This is a genomic window from Spiroplasma endosymbiont of Seladonia tumulorum (assembly GCF_964020235.1).
GTDB lineage: Bacteria > Bacillota_I > Bacilli_A > Mycoplasmatales > Mycoplasmataceae > Spiroplasma.
The window spans coordinates 650,366-671,147 of sequence record NZ_OZ026545.1 but is presented as its reverse complement, the minus strand read 5'-3'; the positions used below and the strand labels follow the sequence as shown (position 1 = coordinate 671,147).

The 20,782-nt window shown below is 24.1% G+C and carries 20 protein-coding genes and 1 pseudogene; 14 read left to right on the top strand and 7 right to left on the bottom strand.

Going from position 1 to position 20,782, the window contains the following annotated elements:
- Positions 1–82: 82 nt before the first annotated feature.
- From AACL22_RS04325 to AACL22_RS04295, 7 genes are all read left to right on the top strand, one after another.
- Positions 83–520 carry a hypothetical protein gene (locus AACL22_RS04325; RefSeq protein WP_338989874.1) on the top strand — a complete coding sequence of 146 codons (438 nt, stop codon included), beginning with the start codon at positions 83–85 and terminating at the stop codon, positions 518–520.
- A gap of 169 nt (positions 521–689) precedes the next feature.
- On the top strand, positions 690–1,619 hold the full coding sequence (locus AACL22_RS04320; protein WP_338989872.1) for a hypothetical protein: 930 nt from the start codon (positions 690–692) through the stop codon (positions 1,617–1,619).
- Positions 1,620–1,631: 12 nt separating this feature from the next.
- Positions 1,632–1,997, top strand: a complete 366-nt coding sequence (locus AACL22_RS04315; protein WP_338989348.1) for a hypothetical protein — start codon at positions 1,632–1,634, stop codon at positions 1,995–1,997.
- A gap of 9 nt (positions 1,998–2,006) precedes the next feature.
- Positions 2,007–2,567, top strand: a complete 561-nt coding sequence (locus AACL22_RS04310; RefSeq protein ID WP_338988787.1) for a hypothetical protein — start codon at positions 2,007–2,009, stop codon at positions 2,565–2,567.
- 15 nt (positions 2,568–2,582) lie between these two features.
- Entirely contained in the window at positions 2,583–2,852 is a 270-nt protein-coding gene (locus AACL22_RS04305) for a hypothetical protein (protein ID WP_338988785.1), read from the top strand.
- 14 nt (positions 2,853–2,866) lie between these two features.
- The gene (locus AACL22_RS04300; protein ID WP_338989870.1) at positions 2,867–4,120 is read left to right on the top strand and encodes a hypothetical protein; all 1,254 of its coding nucleotides are present in this window, start codon (positions 2,867–2,869) and stop codon (positions 4,118–4,120) included.
- Positions 4,120–5,688 (top strand): hypothetical protein, encoded by a 1,569-nt coding sequence (locus AACL22_RS04295; protein WP_338989867.1) that lies wholly within the window; start codon positions 4,120–4,122, stop codon positions 5,686–5,688. The genes AACL22_RS04300 and AACL22_RS04295 overlap by 1 nt, the downstream gene beginning before the upstream one ends.
- 666 nt (positions 5,689–6,354) lie before the next feature.
- Here the strand turns inward: AACL22_RS04295 and AACL22_RS04290 are convergent.
- The 4 genes from AACL22_RS04290 to AACL22_RS04275 all read right to left on the bottom strand — a co-directional run bounded on the left by AACL22_RS04290 (position 6,355) and on the right by AACL22_RS04275 (position 10,686).
- Entirely contained in the window at positions 6,355–6,663 is a 309-nt protein-coding gene (locus AACL22_RS04290) for a hypothetical protein (protein WP_338988777.1), read from the bottom strand.
- A gap of 189 nt (positions 6,664–6,852) precedes the next feature.
- Positions 6,853–7,827 (bottom strand): hypothetical protein, encoded by a 975-nt coding sequence (locus AACL22_RS04285; protein WP_338989865.1) that lies wholly within the window; start codon positions 7,825–7,827, stop codon positions 6,853–6,855.
- 449 nt (positions 7,828–8,276) lie between these two features.
- On the bottom strand, positions 8,277–8,492 hold the full coding sequence (locus AACL22_RS04280; protein ID WP_338989864.1) for a hypothetical protein: 216 nt from the start codon (positions 8,490–8,492) through the stop codon (positions 8,277–8,279).
- A 457-nt stretch (positions 8,493–8,949) separates the two neighbouring features.
- A complete protein-coding gene (locus AACL22_RS04275) occupies positions 8,950–10,686 on the bottom strand; it encodes a hypothetical protein (protein WP_338989861.1) in 1,737 nt (578 codons plus the stop codon).
- A 66-nt stretch (positions 10,687–10,752) separates the two neighbouring features.
- On the opposite strand from AACL22_RS04275, the gene AACL22_RS04270 reads away from it, so the two are divergent.
- From AACL22_RS04270 to AACL22_RS04255, 4 genes are all read left to right on the top strand, one after another.
- Positions 10,753–11,733 carry an IS30 family transposase gene (locus AACL22_RS04270; protein WP_338992998.1) on the top strand — a complete coding sequence of 327 codons (981 nt, stop codon included), beginning with the start codon at positions 10,753–10,755 and terminating at the stop codon, positions 11,731–11,733.
- Between the two features lie 211 nt (positions 11,734–11,944).
- Positions 11,945–13,198, top strand: a complete 1,254-nt coding sequence (locus AACL22_RS04265; RefSeq protein ID WP_338989078.1) for a hypothetical protein — start codon at positions 11,945–11,947, stop codon at positions 13,196–13,198.
- On the top strand, positions 13,198–13,614 hold the full coding sequence (locus tag AACL22_RS04260) for a hypothetical protein (RefSeq protein WP_338989860.1): 417 nt from the start codon (positions 13,198–13,200) through the stop codon (positions 13,612–13,614). The genes AACL22_RS04265 and AACL22_RS04260 overlap by 1 nt, the downstream gene beginning before the upstream one ends.
- A gap of 248 nt (positions 13,615–13,862) precedes the next feature.
- The gene (locus AACL22_RS04255; RefSeq protein ID WP_338989858.1) at positions 13,863–15,308 is read left to right on the top strand and encodes a hypothetical protein; all 1,446 of its coding nucleotides are present in this window, start codon (positions 13,863–13,865) and stop codon (positions 15,306–15,308) included.
- Between the two features lie 98 nt (positions 15,309–15,406).
- Here the strand turns inward: AACL22_RS04255 and AACL22_RS04250 are convergent, their stop codons facing one another.
- Positions 15,407–15,778, bottom strand: coding sequence for a hypothetical protein (locus tag AACL22_RS04250; protein WP_338989857.1), 372 nt, complete (start codon positions 15,776–15,778; stop codon positions 15,407–15,409).
- 326 nt (positions 15,779–16,104) lie between these two features.
- On the opposite strand from AACL22_RS04250, the gene AACL22_RS04245 reads away from it, so the two are divergent.
- Positions 16,105–16,431, top strand: coding sequence for a S1 RNA-binding domain-containing protein (locus AACL22_RS04245; protein WP_338989072.1), 327 nt, complete (start codon positions 16,105–16,107; stop codon positions 16,429–16,431).
- Positions 16,432–16,470: 39 nt separating this feature from the next.
- Here the strand turns inward: AACL22_RS04245 and AACL22_RS04240 are convergent, their stop codons facing one another.
- Positions 16,471–18,207, bottom strand: a complete 1,737-nt coding sequence (locus AACL22_RS04240) for a hypothetical protein (RefSeq protein WP_338989854.1) — start codon at positions 18,205–18,207, stop codon at positions 16,471–16,473.
- A gap of 104 nt (positions 18,208–18,311) precedes the next feature.
- Here AACL22_RS04240 and AACL22_RS04235 point away from each other — a divergent pair, with 104 nt between their 5' ends.
- Positions 18,312–18,968, top strand: coding sequence for a hypothetical protein (locus AACL22_RS04235; RefSeq protein ID WP_338989852.1), 657 nt, complete (start codon positions 18,312–18,314; stop codon positions 18,966–18,968).
- Positions 18,931–19,638 carry a hypothetical protein gene (locus AACL22_RS04230; protein WP_338989850.1) on the top strand — a complete coding sequence of 236 codons (708 nt, stop codon included), beginning with the start codon at positions 18,931–18,933 and terminating at the stop codon, positions 19,636–19,638. The genes AACL22_RS04235 and AACL22_RS04230 overlap by 38 nt, the downstream gene beginning before the upstream one ends.
- Before the next feature lie 366 nt (positions 19,639–20,004).
- On the opposite strand, the pseudogene AACL22_RS13735 reads toward AACL22_RS04230, so the two are convergent.
- A pseudogene (locus AACL22_RS13735) lies at positions 20,005–20,608 on the bottom strand (IS30 family transposase); the annotation flags it as partial.
- Between the last annotated feature and the right edge of the window lie 174 nt (positions 20,609–20,782).

Here is a 20,782-nt window from a genome sequence, read left to right as displayed (position 1 = left end):
TAGTACTTTTTCGTTTGATAGATATGCCAATTAGAACATCTAAAACAGCTCTTATTTATGCTGTTAAAAAAATCCAACTAGATTGTCAATCCAACAACAAGAAAAAAATTTTGGTTTACAGTTATTAGAATTTTTAGGAATTCAAGTTTTAGCTCTTGGTTTATCAGTTTTAACTGGTGGTATTGCTTCGGCTGTTGGTCTTGGTACGGGATTATCTAATTTTGCCGCAGCATTTATCTCGTTTGGAGTAGAAACAGCAACCGATTTTGCCGTAAATCAAATATATGATAAATTAACATCAGAAGTAACAGCAAAAAGTACCGCCTTAAATTTGTTACCAGCAATTGGCGGTGTTGGTAAATTAACGCGTGCTGCTCGAACAACTAGAATTTTAAAATTAGCAAAAGAAACTAAATTACTTGAAAAATTAGGTGTAATAACTGCTAATAATTTAGAAGATGTTGTAAAACAAGTTACAGGCAAAAAGATTTTATCTGATAAATTAATATTTGATTTTTAAAAGCAGGCTAATAATGAAACTTTATTATATACATTTGGTAAATTGGCCCGAAATGATTTTTATAAAGGTTTTAAAGTTTCTAATTTAGAAACAATTAATAATTTATTAAAAATTGAGAAAAATATTTAAAAAATAAGCCCTACATTAGTTCAAAAAATACCGCGCGTAAATGAAAAAAAATGCTAATAAATTGTTATATGAATATGGATTAAATATTGATAAAATAAGCAAAATTAATACTAATGAGTGATATAACATTATGATTAATCTTCATAAAAAAGGTGTTGGTAAAAATCTACTATTAAATGCTAATTTAATGCGGAGCAGTAAAATATATAATAATAAATTATTAAATATTTTTCACCAAACACCAATTAAATTAAATAAAATTTTAAATCATTTAAACCCAAATTTTTATATTCAAAAAGTAACTAAAAAATTATTAGCCCCTATTGAAAAACAAATAATTACAATTAAACAAAAAGTAATTAATAAAATTACTGATAAAACTAAAAAAATATTCTCTAAATTTGAAACTAAAGCTATTAAAAAAGGCCAATTATTACCCTTTGCTTATGGTTCTGATGTTTTTTTAGCAGTAAAAATTGTTCCATTATCAGTTGCGGGAGAAGTTGCTTTAACAATATATTATAAAAATCCTAAATATGTCCCTATTGTCGTTATGACAACTTTAATCAAAGCAGAACAGTTTGTTTTGGCTCCTGAACCGTTTAAATTCTATATGAACAGTGAGTGGTTTATTGGTTGGGGATTTAAAAAAACAAGTTTGTTTAATTTAGTTTCTTTTGCCCCACTTGTTTATCAGCAAGTAGTAAAAGATAGTTTTAAAATATATCGGATAATTGCTAAGATATTAAAAATGCAAGAACAATTTAAAAATAACTTTAATAAAGATAAATTGTTAAATACGCTAGAAGATAGTGTGGTTACTAGTTTGTTAGGTAATGGACTAGTATTTCAAGCATATAAACAACTCAGAACAAAACAAGATTTAAACAAAACAATTAAAACAAAAACATTACTAAATAGTAAAAAATTTATATTAAAGAAAATATATTTTAAAAAAAGTAAATGATAAGGAGATGATTAAATGTTAAATGAATTATGACAAAATGTTACTTTGGAAAATTATAATAATTTTATTCCAATGACAGGTAAAATTACACAAGTTCCAGTTCGTTATAATAAGTTCTTTAAAGGTGATGTAGAATTATGATTTAAAACATTTGCTTTAAGAGCCAAAAATATGATTAATTCTTACTTAAACTATCCATTTTCAAAACTAAAGTTTGAAACATTTAAAGATCCATTATTAAAGAAAATTTGTATTAATATGGTGTTTATTACGATTGAGCATTGAACATTTAACCGCATTCCAATTGAATTTTTTACTTTGGCAAATATGAGTGTTGGTGATATTAATTATTCATCGCAAAATGACCCTATGATTACTTAACAAGGTCTATTGCCTACCTATGCAAAATCATTGGCTAATTTAACAACTTTAAAGAAAATGTTTCGTACTTTTCAAGAAGAAGGTATTGATTTAACAATGATTGATTTAGAAGCATATTATACTCAATTAGAAGTTGATGCTTTATTAGATAAACTTGTTATAGAAAAAATTAAAGATGAAAAACTTGCAAAAATAAAAGAAGAAATTTTAGATGAATTAAAAAAATCAATTGTTATACCAAAAGTTCCAGATTGAGAAATTGTTGATACTAGTGATTTTAAAGTTGGACAAAAAGGATATACTATTCCTAATTTTGATAAAGAAAATTATATTTATAGAATTTGAGCCTCAGGAAAAAATATCAAAGGAGATTTAAAAAGTCAAGGGATGTTGCAAACAAGGCATAGTTTTAGACAAACAATAGGTGTTATATATGATCAAATAGGTGTTAATAGTGCATGTTTAGCATTATCTATTAATCCTGATGGATTGATTAATATTGGAGTTAATGGTCCAGCAACATTTAGACCTTTGGGATTTGTGTTTATTGAAAGAAAAAAGGTAAATTAGAAAGGAGATGTTATTATGTCAAAAGTAAATATTAAAGATGTAATTATGTTTTTGAAAATCTTTGGAGTTTCATCATTGTTTTTTATCGCAGGAATTATTATTTGTTTTATAGGAGAAAAAACATTAGGTATTTCTTGACCGGCATATGTTATTGTTTCAGCAATGCTTATCGGAGCTGGAATTATAGTTTTGATTATTGAAACAATTAGATTTATCAAAACACATAACAAAAAACAAAAAGAAGATAGTATTGAAGATGTTATTAAAAAAGAAGAAACAAAATAAAGGGGAAGTTATAAATGGGATTGTTACCAGCAAAAAAGAAAATAAAAAAAGATTATGATATTGATAGTTATTATCTTAATTTAGCATCAACTATTACTAATCGTAAAAATGTTACTGTTCAAAAACATAATGAGATTTTAAAAAAAAGAATTTGTGAAGATAATGCTAATTTTTTAAATCCACGAGATTTAGAAATTAGCATTTATAATCCACTTACTAATCAACAATTAGATACTAAATTAATTAATAACTTTTTAAAGATGCAAGACTTTACTAATAAAAATTGATATAACGAATATAAAATTAATAAGAATGGTAGGGGTACATACTTTATTTTTGTTAATAATTCAAAACTTAATTTTATTACTATTGATTTTTACAATGACCAATATGATGAATTAGGTAATTTAGTATCTTGTACTTTTGATTATGACTCTTATATTAAAAATGACCAGAGTATTTTTATTACTGAAAAATTAGAGATTGATGCTGTAACTAAACAAGTTAAAGTTATTAGAAAGTTAAAAACACGATTATATAGTACTATTACCGACTTATATATTGATGATGCTAAATGAAATAACTATACAACTTTACAAAGAGAAGAAATATTACCACTTAATTTTATTCCAATTCAAATTATTCCTAATAACCCTAATTTTGAGCCTTCTGCTCGTTATGGTAAACAATTTGCTAGTATTTTAGATATTATTGCTGAAAAGATAATGTTAGATCCATTATTAAATAGTGGTAAATTTACTATTAATACTAACGGCGTGACTGGTGTAGTTGACCAAGAAATTAGTAAAATGCTAGCTTTATTTATTGAAAATGACTTGTTATTAGTTGAAGGAGACCCTGATAGTAATTTTCAACCAGTAGATTATATTGCGGGTAATTTTAAAGGTGAACAATTAACCAAAATATATGATTGATTATTAACTAATTACTATAAAATAAATCGCCATCATGTTCCCGCAATCGCCAAGGGAGCCCAACAAACACAAGCAGAAGTTGCGGGAGTAAATATTCAAACAAACGCATCATATGAACAAATGATATATATTAGAGAAATTAAATTAACTGAATTCATTATTAAGTTAATTAAATATGATAATGCGATTTTAAACAGTAGAACATTCAATATTAAAAATATTGATGAGTTAATTGTTGATGTTCGCTTACCAGTAAATGCTACTTTAAACAGACAATTAAAAAACAACGAAACTATTATCAATATGCCTAATGAAGAAGGAGAACAAGAATAATGTTAAAACCATCTGAAAAAATGTTAGCACAATTAGCGGAAAATGATGAACCAATTGACTATTCAATCGATAGTATTCCGTTAGATTTTGCTGCTCAATCGCAGTACAGCAACCCTGACTTAGAACAATTATTTACTGAAGACCGTGCAAGAACCTTATATATTTATAAAATTAATAATATTGTTAAGACAAAGCAAAAACCAATCTTAAATTACTCTCAAAATAGCGTTAAAATAGGTTTTATTGACAAAGATGAATATATTAAAATAACTGGTTATGAAATTAGTGATTTTAACTTTAAATTACAAATTCAACAAAATACCACAGTCCAAGATAATAGCACAAGTTATGTTATGATTGATGAAAAAGATATTTTAATTAATGATATTTCAAAACAAGACAAAGAATTTTTAGAATCCTATGACTTAAAAATAGTATCTATTAATGAGCCAATTAGTGAAGATAACAAAAATGAATGTTATATCATTGAAGAATACAAAGGCCCTTATTCACCCGATGGTGTTAATATTATTAAATCTATGCATTTAGTTAAAATAACTGATTTTAAATGAAAAAACCAAAATAGTATTCATTTAGTATTACAAAAATCATTACCCGAAGACACAGTATTTACTGGGATTGAAATTAAATACCCTAAATCAATGTTATTTGGAAATATTAAGTGTTGAGGCAATGTTAATGGTGTTTATTCTTATCCATCATCAATAGTTGAAAACGCTAGTTTAGTACCTTTACTATCAATGCCAATTGAAACAAACCCTAATGTAAGAATATTTCAGTATTGATTTACTGAAAGTTTTTTACCATGAAGTATAGCCAAAAACTATATTCAAGGAAAAGATATTTTAGATTTGGTAAATAAAAATGGTTTAGAAAAAGTTTTATTAAATTATTTAACATATCGTTATAATTATGACCGTAAATTTCAAGGAGCAAAATACGATGAAAAAGGTAATCCTACCAATAAAGCGGCTGAACTGCGCCAAAAATTTGAAGGACAAAAACCAGAAGATGTAATTGATGGTTTATTTGAAAATTGAAAATTAGATAATTCCACATTTCTTAATGAAAATGTTGTCAAAAGATTTAAACAAATTATTTATATGTTATCAAATTATACATATAGCAAGTATGCAATTAATAAAGGCTATAATGATGATATTAAATTAATTGCTCCTTATTATTTTAAACTAATTTCAAAACCAAATAGATTAGAAGAAGGATATTTTTATTTTTCAGATTGTCAAGTACAAATATATTCATTATATTTTGATTTTATTGGTTCTAATCCACCAATTACAGTAAATTATTGAAAAGAAATTAAAGCACAAGAAAAACCATTTAATCAAGTGGATAATAAATGATATTTTGCTATATGGAAACCTAATAATTCTATTTATTGAAAAATATCAAAATTTAAACACGATACAAATAAAGGAAAAAAATGAGGATTGAGATCCATTAAAACCATATTATATTGATCTCTTTTTATGGGTTTTTGAAACAAAAGAACAAGATTTATTAATAGATGATCAATCAGAAGGTAAAATAGAACGAATTTTTTGAAATGAAGATAAGGGACGAAATTTTAAAGCAGTTTATCGTTGAAATGGTGGTGGTGAACCTCTTAAACCTTTAATTGATTCAAGTACTGGAAAAATTATTGATTGAAATTTAAAACAACAAATAAATGTTAATAATAACAAAGATAATGAAATTAAAGTAAGTGTTAAAAACAAAGATATTTCAGAAAATCCTATTTATCGATTAGAAGCAAATTTTTTTAATTGATTATCCGTAACAAATGAATTAGAAACAAATAACATTCCTTCTCTTATTCCATCAGAAATTAAATTATCTGATGGTGAATATGGGAAATATTTAACTAATTTAATTGTTTTTAATGACAAAATAGAAAACTATTTAAATTATTTTTCTGAATGATATAAATTACTTTATTCTAAAATAGATTGAATTAGTACAATCGAAGATTTAATTGATTATAGTATTAAAATAACTTTTGATAAAAAACTATTTAATTTAAATCAAATTGAAATATCAGGTATATGAGGTTATGGTAATTATGAAATTACAATTTTTACTGAAAAAGAACAAATTAATATTAATAATTTACAACTATTTAATAAAAATAATGAAAAATTATCATTAATTATATAGAAATATAAAAAGTCATTTATTAAAATGACTTTTTATTATTCATTAACTTTTACATTACCGGTTTTATCAATAATTAAATTAGGTACATTAGTATCTTCTAAATTTCAACGATAAACTGCTTTAAAATTTCGTCCCTTATCTTCATTTCAAAAAATTCGTTCTATTTTACCTTCTGATTGATCATCTATTAATAAATCTTGTTCTTTTGTTTCAAAAACCCATAAAAAGAGATCAATATAATATGGTTTTAATGGATCTCAATCCTCATTTTTTTCCTTTATTTGTATCGTGTTTAAATTTTGATATTTTTCAATAAATAGAATTATTAGGTTTCCATATAGCAAAATATCATTTATTATCCACTTGATTAAATGGTTTTTCTTGATATGCTATTCATTCTAAAATACCATTTTTTGTTTTTATATTATTTTTTTCTTTTAGTTTATTTAATTGTTCCTCGATATATTGTGGTGTATTACAGGCAACTAAACTGGCTGTACTTGTTCCTATTAAAGTGATTGTTCCCAAAAGACTTAATTTCTTTTTCATATCGTGTTTATAATTAATTCTTTACTACCACTATATCTGTTTTTTTTATTTTTAAATGTTACATTTTTTTCTTCCGAATTTAAGGGAATAGCTTCCCCAATCTCAGTCTGATGCATAATTATTTCTTTTTTACTTTTAATATCATAGTAAAAATTTATACTATTATCATTATTTATTTTTATTTTTGAGGGTAAAATTTCATTTTCAAATAAACTAAGCATAGCATCTTTAATTGAAATATTAACTATTATTTCATTATTATTTTTATCAATTAATTTTGCACTAACCATACCTTCAATTTTTTGATAATAATTTAAAATAAGCTCTATATTATTTTGTAAAGAAGTAACATAAACTGAAATTTTACTATGTGGTGGCACCTTTACTGGTTGAGATGGAACAGTTATTGTTGTAGTGTTTGTGGTTGTTTTAATTTCTGTTTCAGAAGAATTTGAAGTATCTGTTATAGTATAAGTTTTTGACTTCCCTCATGTATAACCACCACCAGCTTCAACTGCAACTTCAAGTTTTGCACCAAAAACAACAGGGACACCAGCATTACTACTAGCTTTTGCTGTAACTTTAGTATTTACATTTGTACTTCAATTATCAGTATTTGATGTTGTTTCTGATTTAGAAAATCCATTTATTTTTTGAAATGTATTTGTTTCTGTTAATTGTTTAGAACAAGAAACTGTATTTTGAATTTGTTCAATACTACTATTTTTTATAAATGTTGAGTTAGAATCTTTACAAATATCATTAAGATCTTGTTCTAAATTATATGATTTATTTTTTTGTGTTTCTTCTAAAACAAGTTCAGATTCTGTTAAATTTTTTAAATTAATATTTAAAATCTGTTTAATTTCAGAATTAGGATTTTGTTTTTTATGATATAAATATAACCCTCTTTTTACTTGATCTCTCATATTAATAATTTTAGATTCAATTAATTGCAATGTATCATATTCATAAACTTTATTATCTTTTGAACCAAAGTATAATTTGTTATTTAAAGCTACCCCAGAAGATCAAATACCACCATTTGTTGTAATTACAACTTTTTGTTGTCCAGTTTCAGGATTATATTCATAAACTTTATTATCTTCTGAACCAAAGTATAATTTATTATTTAAAGCTACTCCAGAAGATAAAATACTTCCATTTGTTGTAATTACAACTTTTTGTTGTTCAGTTTTAGGATTATATTCATATACTTTTTTATCATATGAACCAAAATATACTTTATTGTTTAAAACAACTCCAGAAGATCAAATACCATCATTTGTTGTAATTACAACTTTTTGTTGTCCAGTTTCAGGATTATATTCATAAACATTATGATCAAAAGAACCAAAGTATAATTTATTATTTAAAACTACACCGGAAGAAATAATACTTTTATTTGTTATAATAACAATTTCTGAAATTCCAACAATATTATTTTTTTATTATCTTGTCTTTTTACTCTATTTAATTTTTCTAAATTATTTTTTTGTGAATAATTAACTTTACTAATTTCTAATTTAGTTTCTTCTTTTTGATAGGGGCTAGCAGCAATTGTTGTTGGTACAGCGGTTCCACCAATAGTTAATACACTTAATAAACTTAAAAGTTTTTTCATTTTATTATTTCCTTTCTTTTATCTTGAAAATTTTTATCAAGATCTATTGACATTATATATATATATATATATATACAAGCACTTTTTAAACATATTTGAGAAAGGAAGTTATTTAAATGATTATTATTGTGATTATATTGTACTAATCTGGGCTCGCGGTGATTTTCATAAGTCTTGCGAAAAATGCCTTAAAGTTTAAAAAAACTTTTGCCGCGCTTTTCAAAATACTTGGGAAAAATTCTAAGCGTTAAGCGAAGAATTTTATAAAGGTTCCCAAATTTGTTTGAAAGAACCTCAAAATCTTTTTTAACTTGTAAGTCATTTTATCACAAAAATTTAAGAAAATCAACCGCTCGCCCAAAACCTAAAAAATCTGCTATTACAGATTTAATAAAAATATAGATAAAAATTAATTGAAATATTCTCTAATTTTATTTCAATAATATTATAATACATTTTATATACCCATTTTAAAGCGATACGGATAAGAACCATAAAACAAAGCATCATATGGATCGTGGTACATTTTACTGTCGGGTGTGTTTGTTTTGGTATCGCTAAATCTTAATTCACTAATACACTTATCTAAAAATGGGAAGTTATATAATATACCATATATTTTGCCTTGAACAAACATTTTTCTTATTCATGTTACACGATTAATTATTCCCGCTTCTTTATTAAGGGATGTCTGATGTTTTTTGGCTTTAAACATCTTAATTTTATAACCTAAATAAGGGTAAATATCTTCTTGTAATTTTTGCATAAAGTCATGAGCATTAATATCATAATAAAATGTAGCATATTCAAAACCATCAAATTTATCAAAACAGTTAATTATTCATTGTCCGTAATGTTCAACTATTTCATTTAAATTCATTGCGTTTTTTGGGGTAACAACATTTTCTTTAATTAAATATTTATCATATTCATTATTTTCATTAATTTTATAACCACTAAATAAAAATACTGTATGGTCTTCACTACCATTAGCATAATCAACACCAATTGAATAACTATCAAATTGATATTGTTTTGTATTTGTATTATAAAAATCTTGTAAATTATACTCTTTAATATATTTACGATAATTTCGTAAAACATAAATACTGGGGTCATTATCGTTATATTCAAAACCGTAATATTCAAGTTCAAATAAATCGGGTCGTTCTTCTTTATTTGCTAAAACAATTTTTTTGGTAATATCAGGTATTTTATTTCAAACAGCCCCCATAGTTAAACGCAAATTAAAAATACCCAAACCATTAAATGCTTGTTTGTTTTCTGAATATACCTGATTGTGTTCTTTTAAAATATTTTTAATTCTTTCATTTAAAGGTAAATATGGCGTTACAAATTTTTCATAAAAGATATGGTATTTATCAAAAGGATTAAAGGTAAATTGATTAGAATATGTTTTATAAAAATATGTTGTAACTGTTATATATTGTTTTGCTATGTTGTCTCATTCTTGAAATGTCCAAGATAATTCTTTTACTGGAATAGGATTATCTAAATTATATTGTTCATTATCATTTTTATCCGTGTATTTTTCGTAAGACACTTTTAAACTTTTAGAACGAAACATTGAAACTCTTAAATTATTATATCTTTTATCTAGTTCTTTATCAGTTAAGATTTCTTTTTCTTCAGCATGTATCATTTCGTCAGTTCATGCTGATATAATACCACTACCTTTACCAACTTTCCCCATAATTTTATTACCATTAGCATAACCAGCAAAAGCAATGCGAACACCACTAGGAAAAACAATTTCGCCACCTTCTTTAACATTTTTAGGTCAAACAATACCATTTTCATTGTCATACCCTATATCAATCCCATATTTATCATATAGATAGTTGCAGACATTAATTGTATCGCCAAATGTAGTATCTTCGTGGGTATTGGCATATCTTCGTAAAATGTTAGATGAAGCATCGGTAAAATTACAAGCAAAAAATAATTTTTCTGCTAGGTGATTTCATGTCTTATTAGTACCACGCCCCGCTGAGACAAACTTAAAAAAACATGGCGAAGTAAAATATCGGGCATAACTATCACCAACAAAATCTTTAAATACTTCTCAATCAAAACCAAAATTATAGTCACTAAAATTTAAATTATATTTTTTATTTAAATGTTCATAACTAGTAATTCGTTTTTTATTATTAATTTTACTAAATTCTTGCATATTTATTGACCTCTTTATTTTATATATAATACATTATAAGAAAAAATGAAAGGAATTTGTATAAAAATGAGAAAATTTAAACATTTAACATTTGATGAACGAGATTTATTTAAAGATTTATTATTATCTGATACTTGTAAAAAGAAAAATGGCACAATTAATTTATCTGAAATATCACGACAAACGGGTCGTGGAGTTAATACTGTTAAAAGAGAAATTAAGCGATTTAAAAATATACAATATTATAATCCATATCAAGCACAAAAAGATTATAAACAAAAACGTAAAAAATGCATTAAAAAACTACCTAAATTTACAAAAGAGCAATTAGATTTTATTAAAATAAGATTTAATAAATACCACGATACATCCGAACAATTAATTTATCGTTATTTCTTGGAATTTGGTGTTAAATTTCCTGTTTGTGTTAAAACATTGTATAAATGAATTCGCTTAGGTGAATTTGGATTAAAAAAAGAAAATTTACCCCATCGTGGTAAAAAATACAAAACAAAAGGAAAAACTGATAATCGTGGTAAATTAACTAACTTTAAATCAATTTGAGATATTGAAAATAAAGTTTCTAATGTTGGATGATTTGAAATGGATACTGTTGTAGGAAAAGACCATCAATCTAGTAATTTAGTTTTAGTAGAACAATCAAGTAAAAATTATTTTGTAATGAAATTAAAAAATAATACTGCTAATGAAGTTTTAGAAAAATTTAAAGATATTGTTAAAAATAATAATTTAATTGGGAAAATTAAAGGAATAATAACTGATAGAGGAAAAGAATTTAGTAAATGAAGAGAAATGAAAATATTTGCTGAAACACAAGTTTATTTTTGTGACCCCGGTAAACCACAACAAAAACCATTAATTGAGCATATGAACGGTGAATTTAGATATTGACTTTCTAAGGGAATTGATTTTAATAATATTAGTCAAAAAATGATAGATTGAGTAGTTAATGTTATAAATGATAAACTCCGACCATGTTTAAATTGATTAAGTGCAAAGACAATGTTTTTACAAAATTTTAAATAAATTTATTAGTTAAAATTTAATAAATTATTTTTAGTGCGCTTAAATATGAATAAAATAAGATAAAATTACAAAAATTTAATTTTTTCTGAAAAAGTTGTTGCAATTTATTAAAAATATTTTATTATTAACTTAACAAGATATAAATTTGCCGTTTATATATACACAGCGCCTGTTATTAAAAAAGAAGAAACAAAATAAAGAGGTGTTATAAATGGGATTGTTACCAGCCAAAAAGAAATTAAAAAAAGAATATGATATTGATAGTTATTATCTTAATTTAGCATCAACAATTACTAATCGTAAAAATGTTACTGTTCAAAAACATAATGAGATTTTAGAAAAAAGAATTTGTGAAGATAATGCTAATTTTTTAAATCCACGAGATTTAGAAATTAGCATTTATAATTTTATTACTAATCAACAAATAAACTCTAAATTAATTAATATCTTTTTAAAAATGCAAGACTTTACTAATAAGAATTGATATAACGAATATAAAATTAATAAAAATGGTAAGGGTGCATATTTTATTTTTGCTAATAATTCAAAACTTAATTTTATTACTATTGATTTTTACAATGACCATTATGATGAATTAGGTAATTTAGTATCTTGCACTTTTGATTATGACCCTTATATTAAAAATGACCAGAGTATTTTTATTACTGAAAAATTAGAGATTGATTCTGTAACTAAACAAGTTAAAGTTATTAGAAAGTTAAAAACACGATTATATAGTACTATTACCGACTTATATATTGATGATGTTAAATGAAATAACTATACAACTTTACAAAGAGAAGAAATATTGCCACTTAATTTTATTCCAATTGAAATAATTCCTAATAACTCTAATTTTGAACCTTCTGCTCGCTATGGTAAGCAATTTGCTAGTATTTTAGATATTATTGCTGAAAAGATAATGTTAGACCCATTGTTAAATAGTGGTAAATTTACCATTAATACTAATGGAGTTACTGGTGTGGTTGACCAAGAAATTAGTAAAATGCTGGCATCATTTATTGAAAATGACTTGTTATTAGTTGAAGGAGACCCTGATAGTAATTTTCAACCAGTAGACTATATCGCTGGTAATTTTAAAGGTGAACAATTAACTAAAATATATGATTGATTGTTAACTAATTACTATAAAATAAATCGCCATCATGTTCCCGCAATCGCTAAGGGAGCACAACAAACGCAAGCAGAAGTTGCTGGTGTAAATATTCAAACAAATGCATCATACGAACAAATGATATACATTAGAGAGATTAAATTAACTGAATTTATTATTAAGTTAATTAAATATGATAATGCTGTTTTAAATAGTAGAACATTCAATATTAAAAATATTGATGAGTTAATTGTTGATGTTCGCTTACCAGTAAATGCTACTTTAAACAAACAATTAAAAAACAACGAAACTATTATCAATATTCCTAATGAAGAAGGAGAACAAGAATAATGTTAAAACCATCTGAAAAAATGTTAGCAAAATTAGCAGAAAATGATGAACCAATTGATTATTCAATTGATAGTATTCCGTTAGATTTTGCTATTCAATCACAGTATAGCGACCCCGATTTAGAACAATTATTTAGTGAAGACCGTGCTAGAACCCTTTATATTTATAAAATTAATAAATATCTTGTTAAGACAAAGCAAAAACCAATCTTAAACTACTCTCAAAATAGCGTTAAAATAGGTTTTATTGACAAAGATGAATATATTAAAATAACTGGTTATGAAATTAGTGATTTTAATTTTAAATTACAAATTCAACAAAATACCACAGTCCAAGATAATAGCACAAGTTATGTAATGATTGATGAAAAAGATATTTTAATTAATGATATTTCAAAAAAGACAAAAAATTTTTAGAATCCTATGACTTAAAAATAGTATCTATTAATGAACCAATTACCGAAGACAACAAAAATGAATGTTATATCATTGAAGAATACAAACGCCCTTATTCACCTGATGGTGTTGATATTATTAAATCTACTCATTTAGTTAAAATAACTGACTTTAAATGAAAAAATCAAAATAGTATTCATTTAGTATTACATAAATCATTACCCGAAGATACTGTCTTTACTGGAATTGAAATTAAATATCCTAAATCAATGTTATTTGGAAATATTAAATGCTGAGGCAATGTGAATGGTGTTTATTCTTATCCACAATCAATTATTCAAAATGCTAACTTAGTACCCTTACTATCAATGCCAATTGAAACAAAACCTAATGTACGAATATTTCAATATTGATTAGGATATAGTTTTTTATCATGAGTAATTGCATTAAATTATATTGAGGAAAAGGATTGTTTAATTTTAACTAGTATAGATGATTTACCATCTAATAAACAAAAAAAAGTATTTAATAATGTTAGAATTGCTAGTGGAAAAATAAATTTTGCTGGAACTAGTGCAACATTTCCTTCAGAAGCCCCAAAACCAAACTGACCAGAAGGTAATCAAATAACTGTAAAAGATAATGATTATGTTCAAGTAGCAAATTATTCATTAGGTATTGGTATTGGTACTCGTGATGTTGCAAAATGAGTATCAACAATTGGAAATAATAATGATAATAATTATGGTAATGTTGTTTTAGAATTTAAACAAGCACCTGTAAAAGGTAATTTAGCAGATGTATTGAAAAAAATGCTAACTTATAGATATAATTATGATAGAAAATTTGAAGGTGCTAAATATGATGAAAAAAGAAATCCTATAAATAAAATTGCTGAATTACGCCAAAAATTTGAAGGACAAAAACCAGAAAATGTTATTGATGGTTTATTTGAAGAATGAAAATTTAGAAACCCATCTTATCTTAATGATAGGGCAGTAAAAAGATTTAAACAAATTGTATACATGTTGTCAAATTATGTATATAGTAATATGGCAGTAAATAAAGGTTATAATGATGATATTAAATTAATTGCTCCGTATTATTTTGAACTAGTTTCAATATCAAATGAATCAGAAAAAGATTACTGAATATTTGAAGATTGCAGAGTTAAATTAAAATCATCATATTTTAATTTTTCTGATTTAAAAAATATTAATATAGAAAATATAAAATTAAATAATTTAAAAAATATAAATAATAATATTTCAGAAAATAAAGTTTATCAATTAGAAACAAATTTTTTTAATTGATTATCAATAACAAACGAATTAGAAACAAATAATATTCCTTCACTTATTCCGGCAGAAATTAAACTATCAGATGGAGAATATGGCAAATACTTAACTAATTTAATTATTTCTAATAATAAATTAGAAATATGTTTAGAAAAACTATTTGATTTTCATAAAGAAAGCATTATATATTCAAAATCAGAATGATTAAATTTAATTAATAATTTTGTTGAAAATAATATTAAAATACTTTTTTCACAAAATATTAATTTTTTAAGCAAAATTGAAATATCAGGAATATGAGGTTATGGAGATTATGATATTACAATTTTTACTGAAAAAGAACAAATTAATATTAATAATTTAGAATTATTTAATAAAAACAATGAAAAATTATCATTAGTTACAATAGAAATGTAAAAAAAGTCATTTATTAAAATGACTTTTTTAATTTATGAAATAATCATCAGGATATTTTCTATCTCATTCTTTTGAATAAACATCTGAATTTCATGTATCTATATTAAAACTATATAAATTCATTTTTTTTCAAATTTATTGAAAAATCCTCCTAAGGCAATAGAATATAATTTATCAGGATAACTTCCTTCAACAATTGGATTGTTTGTACAATAAAGTTTTATTGTATATTTTTGTAAATTTTTATTATCTTTTGTTTTGTATCTTATTTTCATTTTTCCAATTTTTTCACCTTTATTACAAACTATTGTAGTATTATCTCTTTCAAAAAAAGTTCTATATTTTTTGTCTTTTTCATGAGTAATTGCAGTAAGTGTAACTAATACAATCATGCATAAAATTAAAATGGTAGATAATATTATATATATTGATATTATTTTATGTTTTTTAACTAATTTCAACAACTTCATAATAATTATCCTTTCAATATTATTTAAAGTTTTTAATCAATCTGGGCTCGCGGGATTTTCATAAGTTTTGCGAAAAATGCCTTAAAGTTTAAAAAAAGTTTTGCCGCGCTTTTCAAAATACTTGGGAAAAATTCTAAGCGTTAAGCGAAGAATTTTATAAAGGTTCCCAAATTTATTTGAAAGAATTTCAAAATCTTTTTTAACTTGTAAGTCGTTTTATCACAAAAATTTAAGAAAATCAACCGCTCGCCCAATTCCTGCAAATGATTTTTATAGTCTTAATGATATAATTAAAGCATTTAAAGAAAGGAAGTATATTTAATTTTATGTATAAAAAAGGAAATAAAGTTAATGTTAAAATAACAAACATTACACCTTATGGTGCTTTTTGTAGAGCAGAAAAGGCTGGTGGTTTAATTCATATTAGTGAGATTTCAGATTACTTTGTTAGAGATATTAGAGATTTTTTTGATGTTGGTGATGAAATTGAAGTTGAGATACTAGATTTTAATTCAGTTAGAAAACATCTTAAATTAAGTTATAAAAATTGTCATCCTGAACTATTGAAAAATGATGATGGTAATAAAATACAAGAAAAATCACCTAGTTTAGAAAAATCATTAAATACTAATTATTTAATAAATAAAAAGTAAATAAAATTTATAAATTTTAGAAGGTTTTTAAAACCTTTTTTATATTTTCATTTTAAAACGATATGGATAAGAACCATAAAACAAAGCATCATATGGGTCATGGTACATTTTACTATCGGGTGTGTTTGTTTTGGTATCACTAAATCTTAGTTCACTAATGCACTTATCTAAAAATGGAAAATTATTTAAAATGCCATATATTTTGCCTTGGACAAACATTTTTCTTATTCATGTTACACGATTGATTATACCCGCTTCTTTATTCAACGAAGTTTGATGTTTTTTAGCTTTAAACATTTTAATTTTATAACCCAAATAAGGGTAAATATCTTCTTGCAATTTTTGCATAAAATCGTGGGCATTAATATCATAATGAAATGTAGCATATTCAAAACCATAAAATTTATCAAAAGTATTGATTATTCATTGTCCGTAATGTTCAACTATTTCATTTAAATTCATTGCGTTTTTTGGGGTAACAACATTTTCTTCAATTAAATATTTATCATATTCATTATTTTCATTAATTTTATAACCACTAAATAAAAACACCGTGTGGTCTTCACTACCATTAGCATAATCCACACCAATTGAATAACTATCAAATTGATACTGTTTTGTATTGGAATTATAAAAATCTTGTAAATTATACTCTTTAATATATTTACGATAATTTCGTAAAACATAAATACTGGGGTCATTATCGTTATATTCAAAACCGTAGTATTCAAGTTCAAATAAATCAGGTCGTTCTTGTTTGTTTGTTAAAACAAGTTTTTTAGTAATATTAGGTATTTTATTTCAAACAGCACCCATTGTTAATCGTAAATTAAAAATACCCAAACCATTAAATGCTTTTTTGTTTTCTGAATATACTTGATTGTGTTCTTTTAAAATATTTTTAATTCTTTCATTTAAGGGTAAATATGGGGTTACAAATTTTTCATAAAAGACATGGTATTTATCAAAAGGATTAAAAGTAAATTGATTAGAATATGTTTTATGAAAATATGTTGTTACTGTTATGTATTGTTTTGCTATGTTGTCTCATTCTTGAAATGTCCAAGATAATTCTGTTACTGGAATAGGATTATCTAAATTATATTGTTCATTATCATTTTCGTCTATATATTTTTCATAAGATACTTTTAAACTTTTTGAACGAAACATTGAAACTCTTAAATTATTATATCTTTTATCTAGTTCTTTGTCCGTTAAAATTTCTTTTTCTTCAGCATGTATCATTTCATCTGTTCACGCCGATATAATACCACTACCTTTACCAACTTTTCCCATAATTTTATTACCATTAGCATAACCCGCAAAAGCAATGCGAACACCACTAGGAAAAACAATTTCGCCACCTTCTTTAACATTTTTAGGTCAAACAATGCCATTTTCATTGTCAGGTCCTATATCAATCCCATATTTATCATAAAGATAGTTACAGACATTAATTGTATCGCCAAATGTAGTATCTTCGTGAGTGTTGGCATATCTTCGTAGAATATTAGATGAAGCATCGGTAAAATTACAAGCAAAAAATAATTTTTCTGCTAAATGATTTCATGTTTTATTAGTACCACGCCCCGCTGAAACAAACTTAAAAAAAGTTGGCGAAGTAAAATATCGGGCATAACTATCACCAACAAAATCTTTAAATACTTTTCAATCAAAGCCAAAATTATAGTCACTGAAATTTAAATCATATTTTTTATTTAAATGTTCATAACTAGTAATTCGTTTTTTGTTATTAATTTTTGTAAAATCTTGCATTTTTAATTAGCCTCCTTTTTTTTGATAAGATTATATGAAGTATTAAGTATCAATTAAGTATCATAATTTAAAAAAATTGTTTAATTACGAAAGGAAATTATAAAATGGAATTAAAACAAAATTTATTAGGAAATTATAAAGAAAATAAAAGAATAGAAACAAAAAATGAAACTAAAAATTTCTTGATTGAAAGAGATAATGAGATATTTAAATTATATCAACAAGGACAAATATTACAAGGATATAAGGTTGTATCAAAAATACCAAAAACAATTAGAACAGAAGATGGAGATATACCTTTAAAAAGAAGAAGATATGTTAAATATGATGAAGAAAAAAATGAATATATAAATCGCTATCCTTTGGATGAAGAATTAGGTTTAAAAAAATACCAAAGAAATGAACAAAATTTAATAAATAAAATTACTTCATTTATGGGTGATGGAAAAAGATATAAAGATATTTTAGATACTGTCGAAAACGCTAATATTAGTGAAAAAACAATATCTAATATTTTTAAAAATGCAGATTTAGAAGAAACCGATTACATTAGTAATAAAAATAACAATAAAATTAAAATTACAAATAATGTTTTATATATTCAAGTTGACGGGGCTTTTGTGCCAATGCGAGAAAATAAAAAAAGAGTTGAAAATAAAATATTTCTTTCAACTATGCATGTTGGTGTTGATGAAGAAAAGTCAACAAAAACCAGAAAAAAAAATGAAAAAGAAAAAAGGCGTTTTTCAAATGATGAATAAAAATCATAAGAATAAAAATGATAAATCTAATATTGATAATTTTATTGATAAAATTTTTAAATCAATGGATACTTATGATATTAATGAAGATAATAAAATATTAATATTAAGTGATGGTGAAAAACAAATTAAAAAAATTTATAGAGCAGTAAAAGCAAAATATAAAAATAACACTGTATCATATAGTTTAGATAAATTTCATTTATCAAATAGATTTAAACAATTATTCCCAAATCGAAATAGAATCAAAATTCATAGAATAAAATATAAATTAGCAAAAATATATTTCTTTACTGGAAATTATAAATTATTATTAGATTTTTTAATATGTCATTTACCATATGTTAATGGTAATAAAAAAATATTTTTATTAGAAACTATTGAATTAATTAAAAATAATAAAGAAGGAATTGAAAATCAAGCGTTAGAATATAATATTGGTTGTCATGTTGAAGGTGATGTATCACATTATATTAAGGCTGTTAAAGGGCGTGGCGCGAAAATATATTGTAAAGAAACATTTATCAATATGTTAATTGCTTCTATGTTAAAACTTAATAATCAAATTAATGATGAGAAAGTTGATAAAACTAATAAAAATAATAAAGAAAAAATTGAATTTAATATATTTAATTTAAATCAATCTCAAAATCAATTTTTATCTTTATAAAAAATAAAAAACCTGTTAAAATTACAATTAAACCAAGATAAAAAAGAAAAAAGTGGAGTAGGCTGTAAACCACCGAGCCTATTACTTTTAAAATAGATACCAACTCCACTTTGATTAATTATAATTATAACATTTTTATTTAATTGGTCAATAAATCATATTAATTGTTTTTTCTGTACTATTTTCAAAAGTATTTTTTAGTGTGTCAAAATTTATAATTTTATAAATTATTTCTTCAAATAAAAATTATGCTTTAAAAAAAGTTGAATTTTTTATAAATTTTGTTACAATTTAGTTATAAGCGAAACTTAATTTGTTTCTAATTACTTAATTTTATTAAAAACCTCAAAATAATGTATACTACCAACTTTTTTCTTCTGTAAAAGTTAAACAAGCAGATTGATGGCCTTTACCTACTATACAGTCCATTTGAAATCAACCAAAAGTACCTTTTTCTTGTTCTGCTTCTTCAATAAATCTAATATTAGTTAATTGACCACGATCATCTTTTCTCTTTTTTGTTTTAAACTTTTTACCTTTAAATGGCAGTTTTTTCTTAATTTCAGTATTTTCATCATCAAAAACTCCATATTCAATATATTTGTAAAGTGTCACATGTGAAAATGGAAACTTTTCATTATACTTTTTTTCATATTCAAAAATAATTAACATTGGTGAATAGCGTCTTTTACTTAAAATTTTTCTTATATGATTTACAACCTTTTTCTAATTGTAGTATATTTTATAAATTTTTTTTATAATCATCATTCGCTTTTTTAGGATCGTATTCTTCTTTAAGTCTTTTAGCCTCTAATCTAATTGTATTACGACTTTTATTCATTACTTTTCCTATTTTAGAATAATTAGGTGTGCCATCTTTCTTTTTAAATTTTTCGTATATTAAATATTCTTTTAAGTCATTTCTTTCTGCTAAATTAAAATGTTTAAATTTTTTCTTTTCTTTTTTCATATGACAACCTAGCCCTTTCTATTAAAATATTTATACACTAAAAATTAAAATTTTGTTGACAATACTTTAAATGATGGTAGAATGGTGATGTAATTTAATACAAGTAGGATTTACTAGCCCTTAATCGCTTGTTTAAAAATTACTAAAAAATAGAGACTTGAAATAGAGTGCACC